The 22,487-nt window shown below is 47.8% G+C and carries 23 protein-coding genes; 18 read left to right on the top strand and 5 right to left on the bottom strand.

The window, feature by feature from the left end:
- Nucleotides 1–171: 171 nt before the first annotated feature.
- Nucleotides 172–1,101 (top strand): hypothetical protein, encoded by a 930-nt coding sequence (locus HMPREF0860_RS06945; protein WP_021329486.1) that lies wholly within the window; start codon nucleotides 172–174, stop codon nucleotides 1,099–1,101.
- Nucleotides 1,102–1,422: 321 nt separating this feature from the next.
- Here the strand turns inward: HMPREF0860_RS06945 and HMPREF0860_RS06940 are convergent, their stop codons facing one another.
- Nucleotides 1,423–2,325: a lysophospholipid acyltransferase family protein gene (locus tag HMPREF0860_RS06940; RefSeq protein WP_021329508.1), complete on the bottom strand. Its 903-nt coding sequence runs from the start codon at nucleotides 2,323–2,325 to the stop codon at nucleotides 1,423–1,425.
- A gap of 223 nt (nucleotides 2,326–2,548) precedes the next feature.
- On the opposite strand from HMPREF0860_RS06940, the gene HMPREF0860_RS06935 reads away from it, so the two are divergent.
- The 6 genes from HMPREF0860_RS06935 to HMPREF0860_RS06910 all read left to right on the top strand — a co-directional run bounded on the left by HMPREF0860_RS06935 (nucleotide 2,549) and on the right by HMPREF0860_RS06910 (nucleotide 8,924).
- Nucleotides 2,549–3,790 (top strand): FprA family A-type flavoprotein, encoded by a 1,242-nt coding sequence (locus HMPREF0860_RS06935; RefSeq protein ID WP_021329452.1) that lies wholly within the window; start codon nucleotides 2,549–2,551, stop codon nucleotides 3,788–3,790.
- 114 nt (nucleotides 3,791–3,904) lie between these two features.
- On the top strand, nucleotides 3,905–4,420 hold the full coding sequence (locus tag HMPREF0860_RS06930) for a TIGR03546 family protein (RefSeq protein ID WP_021329383.1): 516 nt from the start codon (nucleotides 3,905–3,907) through the stop codon (nucleotides 4,418–4,420).
- Nucleotides 4,421–4,422: 2 nt separating this feature from the next.
- Nucleotides 4,423–6,543, top strand: coding sequence for a TIGR03545 family protein (locus HMPREF0860_RS06925; protein WP_021329529.1), 2,121 nt, complete (start codon nucleotides 4,423–4,425; stop codon nucleotides 6,541–6,543).
- A gap of 182 nt (nucleotides 6,544–6,725) precedes the next feature.
- Nucleotides 6,726–7,697, top strand: a complete 972-nt coding sequence (locus HMPREF0860_RS06920) for an SH3 domain-containing protein (protein ID WP_021495605.1) — start codon at nucleotides 6,726–6,728, stop codon at nucleotides 7,695–7,697.
- A gap of 185 nt (nucleotides 7,698–7,882) precedes the next feature.
- Nucleotides 7,883–8,596: a hypothetical protein gene (locus HMPREF0860_RS06915; RefSeq protein ID WP_021329531.1), complete on the top strand. Its 714-nt coding sequence runs from the start codon at nucleotides 7,883–7,885 to the stop codon at nucleotides 8,594–8,596.
- 22 nt (nucleotides 8,597–8,618) lie between these two features.
- Nucleotides 8,619–8,924 (top strand): hypothetical protein, encoded by a 306-nt coding sequence (locus HMPREF0860_RS06910; RefSeq protein ID WP_021329540.1) that lies wholly within the window; start codon nucleotides 8,619–8,621, stop codon nucleotides 8,922–8,924.
- A 232-nt stretch (nucleotides 8,925–9,156) separates the two neighbouring features.
- Here HMPREF0860_RS06910 and HMPREF0860_RS06905 read toward each other — a convergent pair whose 3' ends face one another.
- Nucleotides 9,157–9,792: a site-2 protease family protein gene (locus HMPREF0860_RS06905; RefSeq protein WP_038080399.1), complete on the bottom strand. Its 636-nt coding sequence runs from the start codon at nucleotides 9,790–9,792 to the stop codon at nucleotides 9,157–9,159.
- 143 nt (nucleotides 9,793–9,935) lie between these two features.
- Between HMPREF0860_RS06905 and HMPREF0860_RS06900 the strand changes: the two genes are divergently transcribed.
- The 7 genes from HMPREF0860_RS06900 (at nucleotide 9,936) to HMPREF0860_RS06870 (ending at nucleotide 15,545) form a co-directional block, all read left to right on the top strand.
- A complete protein-coding gene (locus HMPREF0860_RS06900) occupies nucleotides 9,936–10,778 on the top strand; it encodes an undecaprenyl-diphosphate phosphatase (protein ID WP_038080454.1) in 843 nt (280 codons plus the stop codon).
- A 12-nt stretch (nucleotides 10,779–10,790) separates the two neighbouring features.
- A complete protein-coding gene (locus HMPREF0860_RS06895; RefSeq protein ID WP_021329397.1) occupies nucleotides 10,791–11,336 on the top strand; it encodes a hypothetical protein in 546 nt (181 codons plus the stop codon).
- A gap of 73 nt (nucleotides 11,337–11,409) precedes the next feature.
- Nucleotides 11,410–12,993, top strand: coding sequence for an NAD(P)H-hydrate dehydratase (locus tag HMPREF0860_RS06890; protein ID WP_021329453.1), 1,584 nt, complete (start codon nucleotides 11,410–11,412; stop codon nucleotides 12,991–12,993).
- 112 nt (nucleotides 12,994–13,105) lie between these two features.
- Nucleotides 13,106–13,717 carry an SAM-dependent methyltransferase gene (locus tag HMPREF0860_RS06885; protein WP_021329422.1) on the top strand — a complete coding sequence of 204 codons (612 nt, stop codon included), beginning with the start codon at nucleotides 13,106–13,108 and terminating at the stop codon, nucleotides 13,715–13,717.
- Between the two features lie 156 nt (nucleotides 13,718–13,873).
- Complete coding sequence (locus HMPREF0860_RS06880) at nucleotides 13,874–14,890, top strand: M23 family metallopeptidase (RefSeq protein ID WP_231364271.1); 1,017 nt, start codon at nucleotides 13,874–13,876, stop codon at nucleotides 14,888–14,890.
- A gap of 77 nt (nucleotides 14,891–14,967) precedes the next feature.
- The gene (locus HMPREF0860_RS06875) at nucleotides 14,968–15,276 is read left to right on the top strand and encodes a type II toxin-antitoxin system RelB/DinJ family antitoxin (RefSeq protein ID WP_331270932.1); all 309 of its coding nucleotides are present in this window, start codon (nucleotides 14,968–14,970) and stop codon (nucleotides 15,274–15,276) included.
- Nucleotides 15,273–15,545: a type II toxin-antitoxin system YafQ family toxin gene (locus HMPREF0860_RS06870; RefSeq protein WP_021329539.1), complete on the top strand. Its 273-nt coding sequence runs from the start codon at nucleotides 15,273–15,275 to the stop codon at nucleotides 15,543–15,545. Before HMPREF0860_RS06875 ends, HMPREF0860_RS06870 begins: the two co-directional genes overlap by 4 nt.
- A gap of 59 nt (nucleotides 15,546–15,604) precedes the next feature.
- On the opposite strand, the gene HMPREF0860_RS14115 is transcribed toward HMPREF0860_RS06870, so the two are convergent.
- The 3 genes from HMPREF0860_RS14115 to hflX all read right to left on the bottom strand — a co-directional run bounded on the left by HMPREF0860_RS14115 (nucleotide 15,605) and on the right by hflX (nucleotide 17,672).
- Nucleotides 15,605–15,733 carry an ATP-binding protein gene (locus HMPREF0860_RS14115; RefSeq protein ID WP_021329457.1) on the bottom strand — a complete coding sequence of 43 codons (129 nt, stop codon included), beginning with the start codon at nucleotides 15,731–15,733 and terminating at the stop codon, nucleotides 15,605–15,607.
- A gap of 190 nt (nucleotides 15,734–15,923) precedes the next feature.
- Nucleotides 15,924–16,421: a flagellar basal body-associated FliL family protein gene (locus HMPREF0860_RS06860; RefSeq protein WP_021329484.1), complete on the bottom strand. Its 498-nt coding sequence runs from the start codon at nucleotides 16,419–16,421 to the stop codon at nucleotides 15,924–15,926.
- Between the two features lie 3 nt (nucleotides 16,422–16,424).
- The gene (gene hflX / locus HMPREF0860_RS06855; RefSeq protein WP_038080448.1) at nucleotides 16,425–17,672 is read right to left on the bottom strand and encodes a GTPase HflX; all 1,248 of its coding nucleotides are present in this window, start codon (nucleotides 17,670–17,672) and stop codon (nucleotides 16,425–16,427) included.
- Nucleotides 17,673–17,823: 151 nt separating this feature from the next.
- Between hflX and HMPREF0860_RS06850 the strand changes: the two genes are divergently transcribed.
- The 4 genes from HMPREF0860_RS06850 to HMPREF0860_RS06835 all read left to right on the top strand — a co-directional run bounded on the left by HMPREF0860_RS06850 (nucleotide 17,824) and on the right by HMPREF0860_RS06835 (nucleotide 22,487).
- A complete protein-coding gene (locus tag HMPREF0860_RS06850) occupies nucleotides 17,824–20,295 on the top strand; it encodes a hypothetical protein (protein ID WP_021329393.1) in 2,472 nt (823 codons plus the stop codon).
- A gap of 78 nt (nucleotides 20,296–20,373) precedes the next feature.
- Nucleotides 20,374–20,799: an acyl-CoA thioesterase gene (locus HMPREF0860_RS06845; protein WP_038080446.1), complete on the top strand. Its 426-nt coding sequence runs from the start codon at nucleotides 20,374–20,376 to the stop codon at nucleotides 20,797–20,799.
- Nucleotides 20,799–21,821, top strand: coding sequence for a methionine ABC transporter ATP-binding protein (locus HMPREF0860_RS06840; protein ID WP_021495609.1), 1,023 nt, complete (start codon nucleotides 20,799–20,801; stop codon nucleotides 21,819–21,821). The genes HMPREF0860_RS06845 and HMPREF0860_RS06840 overlap by 1 nt, the downstream gene beginning before the upstream one ends.
- A gap of 3 nt (nucleotides 21,822–21,824) precedes the next feature.
- A complete protein-coding gene (locus tag HMPREF0860_RS06835; protein WP_021329480.1) occupies nucleotides 21,825–22,487 on the top strand; it encodes a methionine ABC transporter permease in 663 nt (220 codons plus the stop codon).

Genomic DNA, 22,487 nt, shown 5'->3' with positions numbered 1-22,487 from the left:
GTTGAATGCGCGGCGTTCCCTGCCTTTGTTATGGAGGAGAGGGACGCTGTTTTGTTCCGTATTTTTTTCAAGGCGTGGCAAATTAGAGAAAACTGACTATGATGATGGAGGAGAGAGATTATGTTAGAGGAACACGTTAGTGGCGTAGTGATAATAAAGGAATGAGAAAAAATGGTAGGAACATTATTATCAGGAATAGGTATAATTGTAACTATATGTAGTATTATTTTAACATTCTTTACAATTAGTAATAAAAAAATAAGATATTGGCAAGTTGAAGCAGAGTCTATCTTCTCAAATAGGATAAAAGAAATAAAACATTTGAAAATTTTATACAATGATGAAGAAATATCAGATAATGTAATTATTCTTAAAACAATAATTGAAAATAATGGGAAAAAAGATATTGATAAATCAATAATATATGAACCAATGAAAATTTCATTTAATGAATCAATTGAATTAATAGATGCGGAAATAATTGATTCTCCTGGTGGAATAATTCTTTCAAAAGATAAAAATAGTATTATTTTCAGATGGGATCTATTAAAGAAAAAAGAATTTGTTATTATAAAAATTTTATTGAAAGTAAAAAATGAAAAACTGCAAACAATAAAAAGTGATGAATTATTAAAAAAATATACCAATATATCATATAGAATCACAGACATTGATAAAGTAAAAAAAATAAATTATACCAAAGCAATTTTAAAAAAAATTTCTAAAGATCAATTAATTATTTTTTCCATTCTTGCATGCTTTTTTTATTTAATAATTTTTATTGGTTTTTCTTTAGATTCTTATCAAGTCAGATATGAGAGTCCGTTATTAACTGAACAATATTACTCTTTAAAAGGAAAAAGTAAAAATACTATTAAAATTTACGGAGACAATGAAAAGAAAATAGTAACACTGGATGAAATAAACGAGGCTCAAAAAGATACGAAAATAATATTAACAAAGGAACCTATTAATGTAGGTTTCCTTATTTTTATCTCAATAGCGAGCGTTATTGTCTTATTACCATTTATTTTATCAGTTAATGAATATAGAATAGACAAGCGAGTGAATACCTTTTTTTATAAAAGAAATAAGACATAATACAGTTTTCAAGATTGCAAACAAAACAAGCTCTTTTGTAAGTGCGGAATAAACCCGGTTACAGGTTAAAACAATAATAGCAGGAACCCCCTTTAGAACAGTACATAATTCGATAAAACCGGTCAGTATATTCCGAACCGATTATCATTTCCGATAAAAGAAATAATGCTGTTTTAATTTCAGAAGAATAATCCTTTTCAAAACCTTCTGCCTTATCCACGCAGGTGCCGTACGCACGTTTTTTTGCCGCTCATCGTCGGCACGCACCTTCCGCACATCCGCGCCCCTCGCGCTCTGCGGACGCCCGCGCGCAATGCAGCGTTATTTCCGCCCTGCTTCTACCGCTTCGTGCTGCTCTTCCAAAATCGCCATGACGCGGTCGACGATCTTTTGCTTTGCGTCTTCTTCGGTTTCCGGCAAACTCGCGAGCACGTCGCGCCGAAACTGTTTGCAATCGATGACGGGAGACGCCGACAGCGTAATTTTATCGTTTTCAATTAAATCCATCATCATATTGTCGGGGGCTTCCGGATTGATGCGGAGGCAGTTGCCGTTGATCGACACGAGCAGCATGACGTCGAAGAGGCGCAGATAGCTGTCGATTTCGCGCAGTCCGCGCTGCGTTTCGGGTTTGCCCGGCCTGTAGCGCGTGCCGCTCGGAAATACGAGAATCGCCTGTCCTCTTTTTTTGCAATCGTCCATAGCGTGCATCGCCGCCAAATTGATTTTGCGCGCGCGCTTTTTTTCTTCTTCGATTTTCGCTTCCGACTGCGCATTCGCTGCGACTTTGTCGAGACTACGCGTCGGATAGATGACCACTCGCGTAAAGCCTTCCGCCCACGCGCGCACGATCGGGCTTTCTTCGTTGAGCTTCATGCCGGCGACAGCGACGATCCGTTTTGACAGATCCTTTGCCCATATTTCTCCCTCACGGTCGAGCAGATAGCAGATTTCCGGTAAATCGAGGTTCGTATAGTGTTCCATCAAAATGAGACCGCTTTTGCCCTCTTCGGTTATCGCACGGTAAAAAGCTTTGAAATTTTCGATATTGACAATTCCCGAACCCGGCAGCATGATTTCCGACAAGAGTTCATCCATCATTTTCCTCGTCAGAGGATTTGCTTCCTGATATACGTTTTCTTCATCGATCTTTGCAGCTGCGCGCGATGCTTCCGTAAGTTCGGCAAAATATTTTTTACATTTTTCTGCGAGGGGCACTCCCATGAAAGTCTCCTGATACTGAACTTCGGCACGATAAGCCGATACTACCGTTATAGTAAAGTTGAAAGCGCGATGTGTCAACGCTAAAATGAATTACGACACTTCGAACTCTTTTTGTCATACTGTCGAAACGGATGAATGACGGAAGATAATCGTTCAAACGCTGCTCATCGTACGAGAAAATACTCTTATTGCCTACATGACGTTTCATTGCTAAAATAGCGGCATGGGTATTGTTTCAATTGCACCGTATATTTCCGTCATCCATTCGGATATCCGTCATCAGCCGTTATTCGAAGGCTATTGGCCGATCCCGAACGGCGTGACGCTCAATTCGTATTTTGTGCGCGGAGAAAAAAACGCGCTGATCGATCTCACCGCCGATTGGCGTGAAGCCGTCGATCTCTTGGAAAAACAGCTCGGCGAAATCGACGGCGGCACAAAAATCGACTACCTCGTCCTCAATCACCTTGAGCCGGATCACACGGGATTTTTACCCGAGTTCATAAAGCAAAACCCTGACGTCGAAATCGTCGCGACCGCAAAGGGTGCGGCTCTCGTAAAGAATTTTATCAAAGCGGCCGACGGATGTCCCTCTCTTAAGATCCGCGAAGTAAAATCGGGCGACGTGCTCGATCTCGGCGGCGGCAAAGCGCTTGCGTTTTACGAAATACCGAACGTGCACTGGCCTGAAACGATGTGTACGTTCGATGCGGCGTCGGGAACGCTTTTCAGCTGCGACGCTTTCGGCGGCTACGGCACGACCGGAGAGCGCGTGTTCGACGACGAATTCTCCGAAAGCGAACTCGCATCGTTCGAAGAAGAAAGTCTTCGTTACTATGCGACGATCGTTGCGAGCTTCAGCCCCTTTGTCAAAAAAGCGATCGAAAAGCTCCGCGCCGAAAACCTTGCAATCAAAACGATTGCGCCGAGCCACGGCATCATTTGGAGAGCGCATCCCGAACGGATCATCGCCGCCTACGAACGCTTCGCTTCGTACAATACGACGGGAGCGGGTGAAAAAGAAATCTGCGTCATCTGCTCGTCCATGTACGGCAATACGAAAAAAGGCGCGGAAGCCATTGTGCGCGGCATCAAAACGGTCGACGCTTCTATCAAAGTCGATTTTTTGCAAGTTCCCGGAACCGATGATTCGCACGTGCTCGCAGCCGCTCTCCGTTCCCGCGGCATCGTCATAGCCGCTCCGACATACGAATATAAACTCTTTCCCGCTATGGTGCACATCCTCGACCTCTTCAATCGTAAGCACATCACGGGGAAAAAAGCGCTGCGCATCGGAAGCTGGGGCTGGTCGGGAGGCGCAAAAAAGGAGTACGACGAAATTTCGGCGCCGCTCAAGTGGGAACAGTTCGAACAGTACGAATGGCAGGGAGTTCCGACAGGAGCGGATTTACAAGCGCTCGAAAAAAAAGGCGCGGAACTTGCCGCGGCTGTTTTAAATAATTAGCGGCATAGGGGTTGTCTTAAAAGCCGGTCGCTTTTTCGGCAGCCCGTCGGGGTTTAATAAAATTCGACATTTGCTCTAATAAAATATTCAATTTATTGCATTTGGATGAATCCGATGATCGGATATATCGTCAAATTATTCCGCGCGCTCAATTCGAATTCGAAGCCGTCGGAAATCGCAAACGCACTTTGCCTCGGGCTCATACTCGGATTTATGCCGAAAGACAATCTGCTGTGGTATTTGCTTGTCGTACTGTTTTTATTTATGCGGATCAACAAGGGCGCGTACCTTATCGCAATGGCGCTCGGCTCTCTCGCTGCTCCTTTGCTCGACCCGCTTTTCCATAAAACCGGCTACGCAGTTCTTACGCTTGCTCCGCTCGAACCGATTTTTTCATACCTGCTTGACGTTCCGTTCGTCGGTTTTACGAGATTCAACAATACGATCGTGTGCGGTTCTCTCGTCTGCGGCATAGTCTGCTATGTGCCGCTTTTTATTCTTGCAATCCTGCTGATTAAACAGTGGCGCACGGTCATCGCAGGCGCCGTCAAAAACAGCAAAATCGGAAAAGCGATCGGTGCGCTGCCGATTATTTCAAAAATAGCCGCAAAGGCGTCGGAGCTTGTGTAAGTATGAAAACGACAGTCGCTAAAACGCAAAAAACCGTTCCCGCAAAAAAACTTCCCGGATTGTTAAAAAAATCTTATACGCGAAAACAATTCGAAAAGAAAATACTGAAAAAAATATACGTAGCGGCGGATAAAGAATTTATTAATAATTATTTTACCGCCGATGCGGATAAAACGGACAGTGTGCGCATCCCGAAAAATTCGGAAATCGTCAAAGCGGATTTTATCCGCCTTAAAACTATCGCAAAAGAAATACGGCAGCAGAAATTCGGCATCAAGCTTATCCCGCTTGCGGCCCTCGTCGGCGCCATAGTCGCCGTTTGCGTCGTTGTCGGTATGTTTAAAAACATCATCGTAAAGCGCGCGATCGTCGCGGGAATGCAAAGCGCTTTCCAAGCAAAAACCGACATCGGCTACCTCGATTTTCAAATATTCGGCGCAAAGCTTACGATAAAAGATTTGCAGCAGGCAAACAAAAACGATGTGATGAAAAACATCTTTCAAGTCGGGGAAATCACGTTCGATTTCAATTTGACCGAACTGCTGTGCGGCAAATTCGACGCGGAAAACATCACCGTCGCGGACGTGCTCATCGGTACCGAACGGAAAACGTCCGGCTATATTCCGATAAAACAAAAGCGCGAAGAAAAACAAAACGAAAGCCGCATCGCCGACATGCAAAAGGCGCTCCTTGCCGACGTACAAAAAACGCTTTCCGACACTTTTGCCGAATACAATCCTCAAACGATTATTGAAAACGTTGAAAGCAATTTGAAATCTCCGGCGATGGCGGAAAGCACAAAGACCGCGATCGAAGAGACGGTCGCAAAGTGGAAGGATACGCCCCAGTCGATGGAAAAATCGATTCGCGAATTTTCAAGTTCCGTCGATACTCTTATCAAAACCGATTGGGCGGGCGTAAAAGATCCCGTAAAATTAAAAGAAGCGCTCGATGCGATCAACGCCGCCGTCGTGCAGGGAAAAAACATAAAAACGCAGACTGAAAAAATTGCCGCGGACTTCAAAAGCGATACCGAAACGGCCGAGCGGCTTTCGAAAGAAATCGGGGCTGCGATCGCGTCCGACAAAGCGCTCATCGACAAAGAGATCGCCAAATTCAAAACGCTCAAAAACGACGGCATCGGCGGCGTCTTCAACAAAGTGCTCACGGCGTTTATGTACAATTTGTTCGGCACGTATTATCCCTACGTGCAAAAAGGGATCGATACGGCGCTTCAATTTAAAAGCAAAGCTGCTCCGAAGCCTGCAAAAAAGAAAGCGAAAAAAGTTTCACGACGCATGAAGGGTACGGATATCTATTATAAAAACGATACCGTTCCGAAGTTTTTAATCGAAAACGCGTACGGTTCGGGTGCAAACTGGAGCGTGTCGGCAAAAGAAGTTTCAAGCGATCCCGACAAGCGCGGAAAGCCCGCAGAGCTTTCCGCCGCTTTCGCCGTTAAAGGAATCGACAACGCGATAAGCGCCGTTATCGACGGGAGACGCAAAACGGATAATCCGCTTTTGTCCGCAAAGTACAGCGGATCGGGTTTTCCGCTTTCGCTGAAAATCGACGACGCGTATTCGCTTGCCGCACGCTCGTCCGCCCTTTCGTGTACCGTACTCGGCGATGACGACGGAAGCTTTCGCGTGCAGGGTGCCCTCGATATGCGCGGTATGAAAATCGCGACTCCGTCTTTCGAACCCGCTCCCGTATACGAAATCTACCGCAAAGCGACGGAACGGTTTACCGCGCTCAAAGTCGGCTTTACCGCAGGCTATGCGCTCGAATCGGGCATTGTGCTGTCGATCGACACGGACGCGGCCGAACGATTTGCCGAAATTTTCCAAAGCATGCTCGCTTCGGAATTGACGTCGCTCACCGCTTCCGCGCGCGAAAAAGTAAACGAACTGCTTGCCGAAAAGACGGGCGGCGTCTCAGCTGAAATCGCAAAGCTTACGGATATTCAAAACGGCATCAAACTGCAGGAAGCGAACTTCGGCGATATGAACGCCGCGCTCGAAAAAGCGCAGCGGGACATACTCAAACAGCTCGCAGGCCAAGCCGGAAGCGACGCCGTACAAAAAGCCGCCGGCGCACTCAAAGGATTGTTCGGAAGGTAGGACAATACATTTGGGCATCTCGAAAAACTCACCTTTAACGATTTTTTCGAGACACTGATGAGTTGTAACTCGCTGTATTATCGCGAGTTACAACATCGCATTTTCAAAAAAATTGTAATAATCGATGAACATACTATTATTCCTGTAACCGGCAGAACTTGTAAAGAAGGACATGTTATACCATGAAAAAAAAATTACTTTACATAGTTTTGATTTGTATAAGTTTAAATACTTTTGCTTCTCCTAAGAAAAGTTTATATGATAGGATTCTTGAAAAGAATGATTCTTTCTGGATTCCGGAAAAATGCCTTAAAATACTGCATACTGAAAACAAAGAAAGTATAAAGAAATATTTTGCTAATATTGAAGCTTTAACATTTTATCATGAATTAGAAGAGAAAACCATACAATGGGATGAGCAGGACTGTTTTTCTACTTTTTGCATTATAAAAGATTTATATCGTGACCAAGATAATTTATGCGTAACTTGGGGGAAAGAATTAGATTTATTATCATTCTACATGAATAAAATCAACTATGAAAACGGATGTTTTTATATAAATGTTGTAAAAACGTTCAACTGCAAAAAAAATGAAAATAAATCACCTTTTTCAAGTTGGCCGATACAGGAAGATGAATGTACGATAATTTTACGGTTTGCCGGAGATTATCTTGAAGTTTATCTCAATAATTTAACTGACTATTATGATACCTTTTGTAAAGTGGATAATGAAACATTGAATCAATACAATAATCTAATTCAAACGAATACCTGCGACCTCTCCCGCGTTACTTGGCCCCGCCATGCCGACGGCACATGCGACTACGACGGCAGTAAAAAAGCACACACACCAACTAAGCCGGCGGCAATTTCATCTACTCAAACTACCAACGTCGCCTCAAACAAAACTATGACTGTCAAAGAAAACCTCAAACTCCGAAGCGGGGAAGCGGCAACCACTTCCGTCCTCGCCGTGATGTCTACCGGTACAAAGGTAAAAATTCTAACACTTGGAAAACAGGCAACCATCGACGGCATTACAAGCAACTGGGTGCAAGTGGAAGTTCAGGCGGGTGCGAAAGACAGGGACGGGAAAGCTATTGCCGCGGGGACAACGGGCTGGTGCTTTGGGAGGTATTTGGCTGAGCGATAGAAGAGGGTGAAATTATCTTGCTGCCGGAAACTATTTGAAAGCGCGGTATCAATTTCATCATGAGGGGTTAGATCTGAGGGGAGACAAAGGAACAGCAATATACTATTAGACAATCAGCAGAATCAAATAACGGAAGATTGAAATATTTAAGAAATCCATTAACTATAAAGGAGAAAAGGATAAAAATGCACGGATTTAAAATAAAACTTTTTTCATTTTTACTATTATTAATAAGTTTAACGGAGTTGTATGGCTCCGATATTTGGCAAAATTTAAATGGAAAAGAATGGGTTTTGGAAGAGTATTTTTCTGTAATACGTTCACATGATCGAGACACTTTAATTGCAAAACTTCCTTTGATAGAAACTAATTATTATTGGATAGATGAGCATGCTGAAGATTTGGTAGAATATTATTGGAGAGATTTATACTATATTGATTTTGAAATTAAGTTTTTTGAAGATAAAATATATGAAAACTACCAAGAAATTAAAAGAAGCAGATGTATCCACATTGGAGACCTTGCTGAAGGTTTTTTTACTATACAAAATCTTAAATCTTATGACAATATCATATTACTGGACGTGATTTGCGATGATATAGATGACATAAATAGATTTATTATTAAGTTACCGAAAATTGAGAAAAATAAAGATTATATATTTATGTTAAAATTTGACGGGGATTATCTTGATTTTTATATCGATGACGTGTTTATTCATACATTCTGCAGGATAAATGAAGCAACCCTTAAAGAATATGAAAACTTAATAAAAAATAATACTTGCGATCTTTCAAAAGTTACTTGGCCCCGCCACGCCGACGGCACTTCGGATTACGGCGACAAAATCATAATGTCGGAACCGTTAATTCCTACGAAAAAACACGAGCCCCGATAAAGCAACCGCCGGTAAAGACAAGGTGCAAGCGAATATCGGCGGGTCTGAAAAAATAAAAAAAGTTCAGGTAAAATCTAAAAATCAAATAATGGCTGTAAAAATTCCGGCCGTATTACGTGCCGATCCGTCGATGGAAAAAGGAACTCCGATGCTGAAAGCTGCTACCGGCTCGCGTGTACAAATAATAAAAGTCGGCAAAAAGCAAACAATCGATAACATAGAGAGCAATTGGGTAAAAGTAAAGTTTTTAGACGGAGCTAAAAAAGTAACGGGAAAAGATATCAGCCCCGATACCGTCGGTTGGCTATTCGGGGGATATTTAGAGTAGGTGCCGAAAATACCGGTAGATCAAAGAAACTGTCCGAAAGCTGAAGTTTTTTGGACGGTTTCTAAAGCGCTGCCGTACCCGTTTATAGGCAAGCTAAAAGAAAACGTATCGCACGATGTACGTACAGGATAAAATGAAGAATAAAACACTTGTATTATTACTGTGTTTTACAGGACAAAATATCCGCGTTGCAGCGCAAAAGCGTTCCGTCGGATAGTTTGCAATATACGGCTCACAACACCAACGATACGACTTTATTGACAAAGGCGCCGATAGGAATAAAGTCGATGCCTGTCGCCCGCTCGGCTGCGATGAGGGCGAACAAAGCGAAAGTGCCCCATTGCATAAAGCGCGCTTCTTTTTCTTTGCTGAGGTTCATCCCCGAAAAAAATACGTGACTGCCGTCGAGCGGCGGGATGGGCAAAATATTGAAAATAAACAATCCGAGATTGATCGTCGCCGTATACAGGATCACGTAAAAAACGGTTCGATACACGGCGAACAGCGGCAAAGACGAAATGTGAATGCCCGCAAGACTGAACAATTTTACAATAAAAAGAGAGACGATACCGAGCGCAAGATTCGACAGCGGGCCCGCAAGCGCGATGATGACTCTGTCCCGTCTCGGATGCGCCAAATTCCGCGGGTCGAAGGAAACGGGTTTTGCCCAGCCGAAACCCGCGATGACGATAAACAAAAAACCGATCGGGTCGATGTGTTTGATCGGATCGAAGGTGAGCCTTCCGTCCGCTTTTGCCGTCCCGTCTCCGAGCTTGTACGCGGCGAGTGCGTGGCAGTATTCGTGCAGCGTGAGCCCGATGGCGATTCCGGGCAGGGAATACAGGGTATCGATGATGTCAAAATGCATACGAAGCATTGTAGTGCATTTTTACAGCGGTGACAATGCACGCGATGTACGGCGAGACGAAAACACGCGCTTTTTCCGTGTCGTCACCGTGTATCGTCGATATCGCTCATGACATCTTTCCTCTCTTTTGTTATGATGGATTTATGACGATTTTACAAAGCTTTTTACTCGGTGCGCTTCAGGGCGTAACGGAATTTTTACCGGTTTCCTCTTCCGGTCATCTTGCCGTCGCGCAGCATCTGTTTTCGCTCGGCGATGTGCCGCTTTTATTCGATGTATTTTTGCATCTTGCAACACTCGCTGCCGTTGTGCTTTATTTCAGACGCAGCATTTTGAAACTTTTTTGCGCGCTCGGTAGGATGATCGCGCGGCGTCCCGTCGTTCCCGGTATTTCGGGCGAAAGCGGTTTGACGAAAAACGATGAAGCTTCCCGCAAAACGGTTACCGCCGTCATCGTTGCAACGCTTGTGACGGGTATTATCGGCATCGCTGCGGAAAAAATGCTGCCGTCGCTTTCGATACGATTCGTGTGCGCGCTCTTTATAGTTACTGCGCTCATTTTGCTTTTTTCTCAATATGCGAGCAAAAAGAAAGAGGGCGTAAAAGAATCAACCGGCGTTTCGTGGAAACAGGCGCTCATCGTCGGAGCGGCTCAAGGTATCGGAACGCTGCCCGGCATTTCGAGGAGCGGCTCTACGATCGCAGGCGGATTGCTTTCCGGCGTCGGTCGTGCGGATGCGGGTGAGTTTTCGTTTATCGTTTCGATTCCGGCGATCCTCGGTGCTTTTATCCTCGAGCTTAAAGACTTCGATACAATGTCGGAATCGATCGGGGTATTGCCGATTGTAGTCGGCTGCGCAGCCTCTTTCGTCGTCGGCTATGCGTCCCTGTCGATTCTCATGAAAATTATTAAAAAAGGAAAACTCGGATGGTTTGCGTGCTATCTGATTCCGCTCGGCATAGCGGGATTGTTATTTTTTAAATAAGCGGAGGCAATTATGCGTTTATCTAAAATTATTAAAATTGCGGTCATCGTGCCGTTGTTTGTCATTGGCTTGCCGGTCGCAGCCGATTCGGATTCTTCCGTAAAACGGGAATGGAAAGAGTTCGGTAAAAAATCCGCCGACGCGTTCAAATCCTTCGGCAAAGCGATGGGCGAAACCGGCAAAAGAATCGGAGAAGATATACAGAATTCGCTTACTCCGAAATATTACGGTACGTGGGTATACGAGGGGACGAGCGAAACGACGACGATCGAAATCAACGAAGATAAGATGATGACGATTATGCAAAAGGCGGCACTCGATATCCGATATTGGAAGGGAACGTATTCGGCGACGCAGGCGCTCATCGTTTTTACCGTCGAAAAATCGGGGACGGATACGGGGTATTCAAAGAGCGAATCCGACGACGAAAAGACGTGGCGGATTTTATATTCGTTTGATGAAACGAACGGTACGCTTACACTTCGCTGTTCGCATATTCCGACCGACAAAGACGGTCACGATTTTTCCGAGCCGACGATTTTTAAAAAGCAAAAATGAGTGCAAGACGATTTTTCAGAATGATTATTGATTAATAATATAATCGGTGCCGCCGGCTTGCGGGAGTGCGAATATGCAAAAGGTTTTTATCGATGTAAAAGAGCTTGAAAAGCGCATGCATAAAGTTTTCGGCATCACCGAAGACGTGATGATAGAAAACGCGGCAAGCGCGCTTGAAAGTGAAGTACGGAAAGCCCTCTATGATCGAAATGCCGTACGGGCTTACGAAAAACGGCCGGTGTATCGAACGGAACGGCCGAGCACATCAAGTGCTGCACATCGCGGGACAGTATCTTCGAACGATGTGCTTATCGTGTGCGGAAGCGGCAACAACGGTGCCGACGGTTATGCGCTTGCCCGCAGGCTCGCAGGCGATATTCCCGCTGCGGTGTACGCCGCTTGTGACGCGAAAACGGAAAACTGCAAACGGGAGCGGGATGCGGCGCTTGCAGCCGGTATAAAACCGGTAAGCCGACCGGCATTTTTCAAGCTGCTTACATCGGTTGCGATCGTCGTCGACTGTCTATACGGTACCGGTTTTCACGGAACGCTCAGGCTCGACGTTTCCGCTCTTATCGATAAAATCAATAATGCTTCGTGTTTTCGCATTGCGTGCGACATACCGAGCGGCATCGACAAGCGCGGCGCGGTTTCGACCGAATACAAACATAGGCCGCTTGCGTTCAATGCCGACGTAACGGTTTCGATGGGTGCGCTCAAAGCGGCGTATTTCGGAGACGCGGCTAAGGACTTTTGCGGAATTATTAAAAAATACGGTATCGGCGTAAGCGCTCTCGTATTTGAAGAGGATGCCGCAGCCGACCTATACCTTCTCGAAGCGGACGATATGCGTCTTCCCGTGCGGACAAAAAAATCTGTACACAAAGGAAACTTCGGACACGCTGCGATCGCTGCAGGAGAAAAAGCCGGAGCTGCGATTATCGCAGGAAGCGCGGCGCTCGGTTTCGGTGCGGGGCTTGCGACGCTCATCGAAACGGAAGAGAAAGCGACATCTCGATTTAAATTGCCGCCGGATTTGATGATCGCACAATCCTTTCCGAAAAACACGACTGCGATTTTACTCGGAAGCGGATTCGGGCGCGGTCGGGCGGAAGCCTTTCAAAACGTATGCGCAAAGCTCGAAGCGTACAAAGGTGCCGGTATCGTGCTCGACGCCGACGCATTTTATTACGGCGATATTGTAAAACTGCTCGATGTGCTTTCGAAGCGCCGCACGAGGGTTATACTGACACCTCATCCGAAAGAATTTCAATCGCTTTTGAAGTTATGTGCGCTCGGCGATTATACGATCGGACAGCTTGCGGACGACAGGATCGAAATCGTCAAAAAATTTTCCGCGCGCTTTCCGCATATCGTGCTCGTGCTCAAAGGCGCGAATACGGTAATCGCGTCGGAGCGCGGCGTATTTGTAAGCGTCGAAGGAAATCAAAGTCTCGCAAAAGCCGGAAGCGGCGACGTGCTTGCAGGTCTCATCTGCGCGCTGCTCGCCGAGCGATACGGCGCCCAAGATGCGGCCCTTACGGCAGTCCTCGCACACGGCATCGCATCTCAACGCTTTCCATGCTCGTACAATTTGACGCCGTTGAAATTGATCGATGCCGTCGGAAACTTGATGAACGAATCGCAGCCGGTGTGAATGCCGCGCGCAAGGCTCACGGCACGGACAGGGCGAAGCAAACGTCGAAAAGCTGTAAGAACGGCTTACCGTCTCTCATGAAATATCCGCTTTTTGCCGAAATTTATATGATATGTCTGCAAAACAATCGAAGGCTTATGCGGAGCCGGATTTTTGGTCGAAAAAAGCGTTTTCCGAGGGCTACCCCGCGCGGTCGGTATACAAGCTGCAGGAGATCGACGAAAAATTCGATTTTATTCCGAATCCGAAAAACTGCAATGCCCTCGATTTGGGCGCATCACCGGGCAGCTGGACGCTGTTTTTGCTGCGGAAGTTTAACGGGGAAGGGCATATCGTTTCATGCGATTTGAACGAGCTTGCAAAAAACGTCAAGGGCGATAATTTAACCTTTATTCAGGGCGATTTGAATGAAAAAGCGGTCAGAGAAAAGATAGGATCGCTCGGACCCTACGATATCGTCGTGAGCGACGCCGCCCCGCTTACAACGGGCAATCGCATCGTCGATACGGCTCGCTCGGAGCAGTTGGTCGATATGGCACTGTGGTATGCCGAGTCGATGCTGAAAGCCGGCGGCAATATGGCGGTGAAGATTTTTCAAAACGGCAGCCAACAGGCGCTGCTGCAAAAGATGCGCGGCATGTTCGAATCGGCGAAAGGATTTAAACCCTCCGCGTGCCGTTCCGAATCGTTTGAAACTTACCTTGTCGGCATCGGAAAAAAGTGACGAGCTGCCGCGGCACTTGCAACGAGCGTGAAGTTTTCCGCACAAGGGGCAGGCTTGCTGCCGGAAGTGCGGCGGCGAATCGGACGCTCGATTGATATTTGCGGTAATTTGAGGTACAGTATGTTCATATACGGTTTGAAAAAAACGGCGGATGCTATGATAAAAAAGTTACGCGCTGTATTGTATACGCTCATCCCCTCGCAGGGCGGGCGGCTCGTGTTCCGCAGCATTGCGGCATTTTGTTTCGGAGCCGCCGTGTGCGCCGGACTTGCAGCTCTTGCGGGCGGCATACGTACCGAAAACGGCGTCGGCGGACTTGAAACGCCGGGCGTTCCGAAATTTTCCGAAGATGTCCTCTCGATTGCCGATTCCTCTGCTTCGGATGAAGATATCGCTTCCGCTGCCGCGTTGCTTCCTGAAAGCGAAGCGTCGGCAAAGGAGCTTACGTATTTTACTTACCGCGTCAAATCGGGCGATATGATCGGCGTCATTGCCGATACGTTCGGCGTAACGCAGGATACGATCATCAGCGTAAACGCCATCCGTCAATCGCGTCTTTTGCAGGTCGGGCAGTATTTGAAGATTCCGTCGATGCCCGGCATCTTATATACGGTCAAGCAAAACGGGGAAACGCCTGAAACGGTCGCAGCGAAATTCGAAGTGAGCGCGGATAAGTGTGCGCTTGTCAATTCGCTTTCCAAAACGGCGGCGATGGATTCCGGCGTTACGATTTTCGTTCCCGACGCGGAGCTCGATTGGGTTACAAAACAGGAAATCAACGGAGACTTGTTTAGGCGGCCGCTGCACGGACGCTATTGGCTTTCGTCGTATTACGGATGGCGGAAAAGTCCTTTTACCGGCTCGCGTACCTTTCATTCGGGTATCGATATGGCCGCTCCTCACGGTACGTCGGTGTATGCGGCACTTCCGGGTCGCGTCGCGGCCGTCGGCTACAACGAAACTTACGGCAATTATGTCATCATCTCTCATCATTCGGGGTATCGGACGCTTTACGGTCACATGAGTGCGGTAACCGTCGTACGCGGACAAAACGTCGACATGAACACGCGTATCGGCCGTGTCGGCAATACGGGGTTGAGCACGGGACCGCACTTGCACTTTACGGTTTTTAAAGGCGGGAAGACGGTAAATCCGCTCGGCCTGCTGCGATAGGGGCTGTCTCAAAAGTCGGTTACTTTCTCGACCGCCCCTTGCAATTGCGGTGCAATAGCCGTATAGTTAATATATAAATGAGTACGGGAGATATAAGACTTATGTCGATGACGTCTACTTTCAGTATAAAAATGGATTCCGATATAAAAAAACAAAGCGAGTCTCTGTATAATGCTCTCGGTCTCAATTTAACGACGGCGATCAATGTTTTTCTCCGAAAGTCCATACAAGCGGGCGGATTTCCGTTTGACGTGCGCTTGGATATCTGCAACGACGAAACATTGCAGGCGATAAAAGAAGCGGACGTCATACACGATGAAATAAAAAACGGATACAGGGTTCCGTTTGCTTCGTGGCAAGAAGCAAAAAAAAGTCTGGCGGAATGAAATATCGGTTTGAGTATACGACGAAATTTAAAAAAGATTATCGTAAACTTACCGATCAAAAAATTATCCGCGAACTCGATATCGTTATCGATAAACTTTTGAACGGCGAAACGCTCGAAACAAAATATCAAGATTACCCCTTGCTTGGTAATTACAAGGGATGCCGTGACTGTCATATTCGTCCCGATGTGGTTTTAATTTATAAAAAAGAAGAAGATATTTTAGTTTTGACCGCTTTACGGGTCGGCACGCACAGTGAATTATTTTAAAATCAAGTAAAAGAATCTCCAAAAACGCGCTTTGATTTTTAGCGGACTCTGTCGCGCGTTTACGTTTCTTTTGCCGCTTCCGGCACGGCGAGTACGATCGTACATCCCTTTCCCGCTTCGCTTTCGGCACGCACCGTTCCGCCGAGCGCGCTCATAATGCTTTTGACGATCGACAATCCCAATCCCACGCCCCCCCTCCGCTTCTTTCGTGCGCTTCGTTTCGGCGTATGACGGCTCTCATACGCATACTGCGGTACGGGCGCGCACCTTTGGGGTCTCGTGCGTTTTGAGAAAGTGCGATCGTGCAATATATAAAAAATATAAGCGCCGCCGTGCCGGATAATTTTTTACTCGTGACCATAGTTTCATCTATTTTATCTATTCGATAAAAAGATAATCCGAAAAATAGATCGCTTGAATTTTGTTGAGCGAAAGGCGTTCGTTGAGCGCTGCAAGCAGGTCGGCTTTGATTTTTTCTTCACCGCGTGAGAGCAGTTCGTCTTCCGTGTACTTTGAAAAATATTCCGTGATGACGGCTCGCATGATCGTGCTTTTTTGCGAAAGCTCTTCGTAAAAAGCCCTGTCGCCTGCGGGATAGGGAAACCACGGAGTGACGACGACGGGAGTTCCGCCGGCCGCTTTTTTCGGATCGGGCTTTGTCGCCGCGCGCAGCCTTCCGAGTCCGGTAAAGGCGTCGAGCTTTGTGTTGTCGGGCGCGCTCATCGACGAAACGGCAAGCGGGGACGGGTCGGGAGTGCGGATATTTTTTCCGGGCTGCGCTTTTTTCAGCGCAAACGACACGAGCGTTCCGATGACGATTGCCGCCGCCAAAAGAGAAGCGATGACAGCGAGCACGCGATTTAATATCGATTGCATACGTTACTCTACCAGATACGGCGCGATGAGGGCAAGTGATTTTCCTCGCGCGTATACCGTTACGTGTACGCCGTCTTCGAGCCATTGCTCGCTTAGGATGCGGCCGCCTTTGCGTATGTCGGCGAGGAGCGGGCTTTTGTCCTGAGGCAGCACGCATTTGCAGCGTTTTCCGAACACAGCGCCGGTGATTTTATCGCTGAGTTCGTCGAAGCCCGTCTTTTCTTTTGCGCTTACGGACAGAGAATCGGGAAATTGTGCGCGCAGTTCGGCAAGTCTTCCGCCGTCTTTTTCGAGCGCGTCGATTTTATTTAATAATATGAGACGCTCGTTTTCGACCGCTCCTATTTCGCCGAGTACGCGGCACACGGTTTCGTATTGCTTTTCCGCATTCGCATCCGAAGCGTCTATGACGATGAGCAAAAGATCGGCGCGCACCGCTTCTTCGAGCGTCGATTTGAATGCGTTGACGAGCGTGTGCGGAAGATTGGAGATAAAGCCGACGGTGTCGGTAAGCAAAACCTCGCCCCCGTCTTTTATCCGCATGCGTCGTGTCGTCGGGTCGAGCGTCGCAAACAATTTGTTTTCGACGAATACGTCCGCTCCCGTAAGCGCGTTCAAGAGGCTTGATTTTCCGGCGTTCGTGTAGCCGACAAGCGCGCACGACGGAACGGAAACTTTGCTTCTCCGCTTGCGCTGCGTATCGCGCCCTGCGGCGACGCTTTTGAGTTCCCGTTTGACGCGGAAAATTTTTTCCCGTACTTGGCGCTGATCGAGTTCGAGCTGCGTTTCTCCCGAACCTTTCGCGCCGTAATTGCCGCCCCTTTGCCGGGCCAAATCGCCGTACATGTGTGCGAGACGCGGCAGCGAATATTCGAGGCGGGCGAGTTCGACTTGCAAAACCGCTTCATGCGTTTGCGCGCGCGAAGCGAAGATGCGCAAAATCACTTCTTCCCTGTCGAAAGAGGGCAGACCCGAAAGCTTTTCCCAGTTGCGCTGCTTCGTCGGCTCGAGCGTAAAGTCGAAGACGATGCAGTCCGCTTCGCATTCTTTCGCACCCGATGCGATTTCTTCGGCTTTGCCTTTGCCCATGCCGTATGCAGGCTGCACTTCAAGCCGCGAAAGCGTAATCGCCGAAACGGTTTCCATGCCGAGCGTGTCGATAAGGCTTTTGAGTTCTCGAAGATCGTTGCCCGGCTCTCCGACGAGCACGCAGCGGGTTTTTCGCTCCGCTTCTTTTTGCAGTTCTTCCATCGCGCTATTATACGGATAAACGCTGCGTTTTGAAAGTATTTCTATCATAACGCTGTGCTTTCGGCGATGTTTTTACCGTGCGGAACGGACGGGAAATGCCGCTGGATTTTTATCCGTTTTATGCCGATACTGTAAGAGGAGATAGGACGAAGTGACTTCAGGACAAAAAATCGCCGTAAGCATTGTAACGACAGTCGTCATATTTGCCTGTTTTGTCGTTACGGCATTTGCGGGGCTTTTTTCCAAAATCGAAGCGCGGTTTTACGAACCGGCGAAGATAGCCGATATTCGAAAGCAACTCGATTCGGTCGCGGAATACAGCGAAACCTATATTAATACCCTCCTCGAACAATTCAGTACGGGAGAAAATGCGTATCTATCCGATCGATCGATCGCTTCGTATGCGCTGTCCTTTCCATCGGACAGCGATGTACAGCAGCGTACGCGCAGAACCGCTGCTCTTTTTTCCGAAGCGAGCGGACTCGTCGGTATCCGTCTTGTCGACGCGAACGGACGCAGCGTTCACTTCAGCACTTATTCGGCAGATATGCTTAAGCAAACCGACAGCATGCGTATATATAAGAATTACGATGAACTGCGTACGCCGCTCGGTAACGACGAATTCGCTTTTTTTAAAGTTTCGGTGCTCGATTCCGCCGACGGACAGAGGTATCGCATCGTGTTCGACGGAGAAGACAATCGAATATTATTCGCGTTTCCGTTTTACGATCCGTACGACGTATACCGCGGTACGATAATTTTTTATGTCAACGTGCAGGATTTCAACCGTGCGCTTATCGCACGAAATCTTACGACCGTTGCAAGCACGAGCGATCTTATTTCCGACAGTACCGGAGCGATCGGAGGATTTGTGTTCGGTATGCCGACGGTCGGGCGTAACGATATCGAACGCGAGGCGATTGCACGCTGGAGAGACAATTCGCCGGGTCCCGATAAAATCGCTTCGATTCCCGCAAGCGGGAGCACATCGAAAGAATCGTATTGGATTTTGATTTCGAGTAACCGCAGCCGCTTTATCAAAACCGCAGGCGTTTACCGCGATTCGATATTTCTTATGCCGCCTGCCGTGCAGATTCTTTTACTCGTATGTGTTTTTATTACGCTGTTTCTCATGATATTTATGCTGTCCAATCTGCGGCGCGACGATATGGTCGTCATTCGAGACAGAGTCAAACGTTTTCAGCTCGCACTGATCAACGAATATTTCGAAAACAAGGAGAATATAAATTGGGCTGACGTTTCCAAAAAAATCGCAGGGCGCAAAACCGACGTTTCCGAAGCGATTAAACAGAGTCTCGGAAAACGGGCAAAGCGGCATCTCAAAGAGACCGATGCGCTGATCGACAAAAGCTGGGACGAGATCATCGGTGCGCTGAGCGTCAAAACGAATGCGTCTGCAGCGAGCGCTTTGCAGGACTCAAAAGAGATCCGCAGAATGCTCGAAGAGATTTTGCGGAGCGGCACGATACAAGTGCAAAGCGCCGTATTGCCTGCAACGGAAACGATACCGAAAGAAATATCGCTCGCGCAGGAAAGCGCGGAAACGGGCATAACGTTTGAAACGAATACGGAAGCGGTGAACGCGGCGACCGCAGCCGAAGAATCGTTCTTTAAAAATATGACGGCTGCTCAGTTCACGGAAACGGATGCGTCCGGAGCAAATGTGCCGGTTGAAACTGCATCAGCGGAAAAGATGCCGCCGGAAAAAGAAACCGATGCGCCGGCGGAAAAAACGATTTCGGAAAAGGCACCCGATCAAGCGAACCCTGCCGAGCTTTCCGAAAGCGGGCAGCGCGAAATGCATGATGCGGAAAACATCGAAAACGATGCTGCTGAAAAGATCGACGTATTTGGCGAAATACGTATGGCCGAAGAAAACGCAGACGGCTTGTCCGATGCGGATATCGAAATCGTAAACACAGCGACGGAAACGGAAGAAGTCTTTTTTGAGAATATGAGCGCTTCGGAACACATCGAAAACGATGCGGCAAAAAAGGACGCAGCGGTCGAAACGGAAATCGCCGAGTCGGTTGAAAGCGCACCTTTCGCATTGTCTGCGAAAGCCGATGCGGAATCGTCTGCAATGGAAGCCGTCGATATCGATTCATTTATGGAAACGACGAGCAATGTTCCTCCGCCGGAAGACAGCATCTTTGCTGAGCCGCTGCAGTTGGGCGAGCCGAGAACCGACAACGCCGCTCATAAAGAAATCAAACCGATCGATTTCGACGTCGTGTCGGCGCCGAACTTTTTATTTCTCGATGAAGAGCGGAAAGAAAGCAGCTTCGGCAGCTCACCGGAAGATGAAGTCGTACACGGCGATGTTTTACCGCTCGCCGAAAAAAGCAAAAGCGCCGCCGCTGCATCCGATCCGGACGGTGCGGAGGATATTCAGCCTATCGAAAACGACAAAGGTGCCGTTCCGTTTTCGTTTACGTCGTTTGCGGCGAACGAAGCGAACATACAAAACCTCTCGCCCGTTTCCGACGACGTCATCGTCGAAGGAAAAGACGGCGTTTTTTCGATTGCATCCGGTATCGCGTTCGACGATGTCGTACAGGATGAAGCGTTTAAACGCTTAGTCGATTCCGTTATTAAATGATAATGGATAATGGGAACGACCCGATTACCCATTATTATATGTGTTGTCGCGCGCGTCGTTTTTATTTATACTGTCGGCATGAAATATACGGCACCTCTTGTCGTGCGCACCTATGAATGCGATGCGTACGGCCACGTAAATAATGCAGTCTATTTGAACTTCCTCGAATACGGGAGAATGGAATATCTGCATCAAATCGATTTCGATTATAAAAATCTCGTCGCGGACGGCTATTATCTGTATATCACACATATCGATATCTATTATAAAGCGTCGGCCTTTCTCGACGATGAGTTATTCGTCGATGTCGAACCGGTAAAGCTCGGCGTCATTCAGGGAACCTTTCATCAAATCGTGCGCAAAAAAGACGGAACAGTCTGCGTCGAAGCCGATGTTACGTGGGCGAGCGTCAAAGGCGGCAAACCCGCGAAGATTCCCGAAAAATATATGGTCGATGGCTTGTACCCGGACGGAGACGCGCGAAAACAAAAGGCGGCGCACTGATGGAAATCCATTTAAAGAATCTTGTTAAAACCTATGAAGGCGGCACGCACGGATCCGAAATCAATGCGGTGCGCGGCATAAGTCTTTCCATACCGTCGAATACGATTTTCGGCATTATCGGAAAAAGCGGTGCGGGAAAATCGACGCTTGTGCGTTTGATAAGCCTGCTCGAAAAACCGGATTCGGGCGAAGTGTTTTACGACGGAAATCGCGTCGACGATCTTTCGCATCCGGATCTCATTGCCCGGCGCCGGCGGATCGGCATGATATTTCAAAATTTCAATTTATTCAGTTCGCGCACTGCGGGACAAAACGTCGCGTACCCGCTTGAAATATGCGGTACGCCGAAAGCGGAAATCGCTTCTCGGGTGACGGAAATGCTTTCCATCGTCGATTTGGCCGACCGCCGAAACGCTCCGATCAGTACGCTTTCCGGCGGACAAAAGCAGCGCATTGCGATTGCACGTGCGCTTGCGGCAAAACCGGATATCCTTTTTTGCGATGAAGCGACGAGCGCGCTCGATCCGCAGACGACGGAATCGATTTTAAATTTAATAAGAAAAATACAAAATCAAATGAATCTCACCGTCGTAATGATTACGCATCAGATGGAAGTCGTACGCGACGCGTGCAGTTATGTTGCGGTCATCGATAAAGGAAGCGTCGTCGAAGAGGGCACGGTAAACGATATCTTTTTGCATCCGAAGAGCAATGTGACGAAGGATTTTTTGCTGAACTTGACGCCGACGAAAGAAGCGGGTGCCGACGGCGGCATCGTACGCTGGTCGGAGTGCGGCGGCAAATACGTTTTGCGCTTTACCGACACGCTTACCGACGAGCCCGTGCTGAGCCGCATGGCACAAAAATTCAACGTCGAATTCAACATACGTGCGGGCGGTATACAAAAACTTTCGGAGAGCCGCGTCGGCACGCTTATAACCGATATCGCAGGCGATGCCGATGAAGTTGCAAAAGCGATCGCGTATTTGAAAAGCGAAGGCGTTTCGGTCGAAGGAGAATGAGGGATGAATATCGATAAAATAATAATTCTCGTACGCGATGCGGCGGCGCAGACTGCCGTCATGGTCGTCTTTTCGACGTTGTTCAGCCTTTTGCTCGGTCTTCCGCTCGGCATCCTTTTGTGTACGAACGATCCGCAGTCCGGGATCCGGCCGCGTCCGGCGCTGTATCAGATTTTGACGAGGATCGTCAACGCGCTCCGTTCGTTTCCGTTTATCATTTTGATGATCGTGCTCTTTCCGCTCTCCCGCGTTCTCGTCGGAACGAGCATAGGAACAAAGGCGACGATAGTTCCGCTTTCGATCGCGGCCGTTCCCTTCGTTGCGCGCATCATCGAATCGGCGCTCAAAGAAGTGGATCGAGGCGTCGTACAGGCCGCCCGTGCGATGGGCTCGACGACGATGCAGATTATCTTTAAAGTGCTCATCCCCGAAGCGCTGCCTTCTCTTATCGACGGCGTGACGCTGACGATAATCAACGTGATCGGCTATTCGGCGATGGCGGGCGCTATCGGCGGCGGCGGACTCGGAGATTTGGCGATCCGCTACGGCTACCAGCGCTTTCGTTCCGAAATCATGGCGATCGCCGTTGTCGTGATTTTGTTGATGGTCGAATTGATTCAAATGCTCGGTACGGCGCTTTCGCATAAAGTGGCGGCAAAGCGGTAA

Source organism: Treponema socranskii subsp. socranskii VPI DR56BR1116 = ATCC 35536, assembly GCF_000468115.1.
Taxonomy (GTDB): Bacteria; Spirochaetota; Spirochaetia; order Treponematales; family Treponemataceae; genus Treponema_D; species Treponema_D socranskii.
This window is presented reverse-complemented; position numbering and strand designations above follow the sequence as displayed.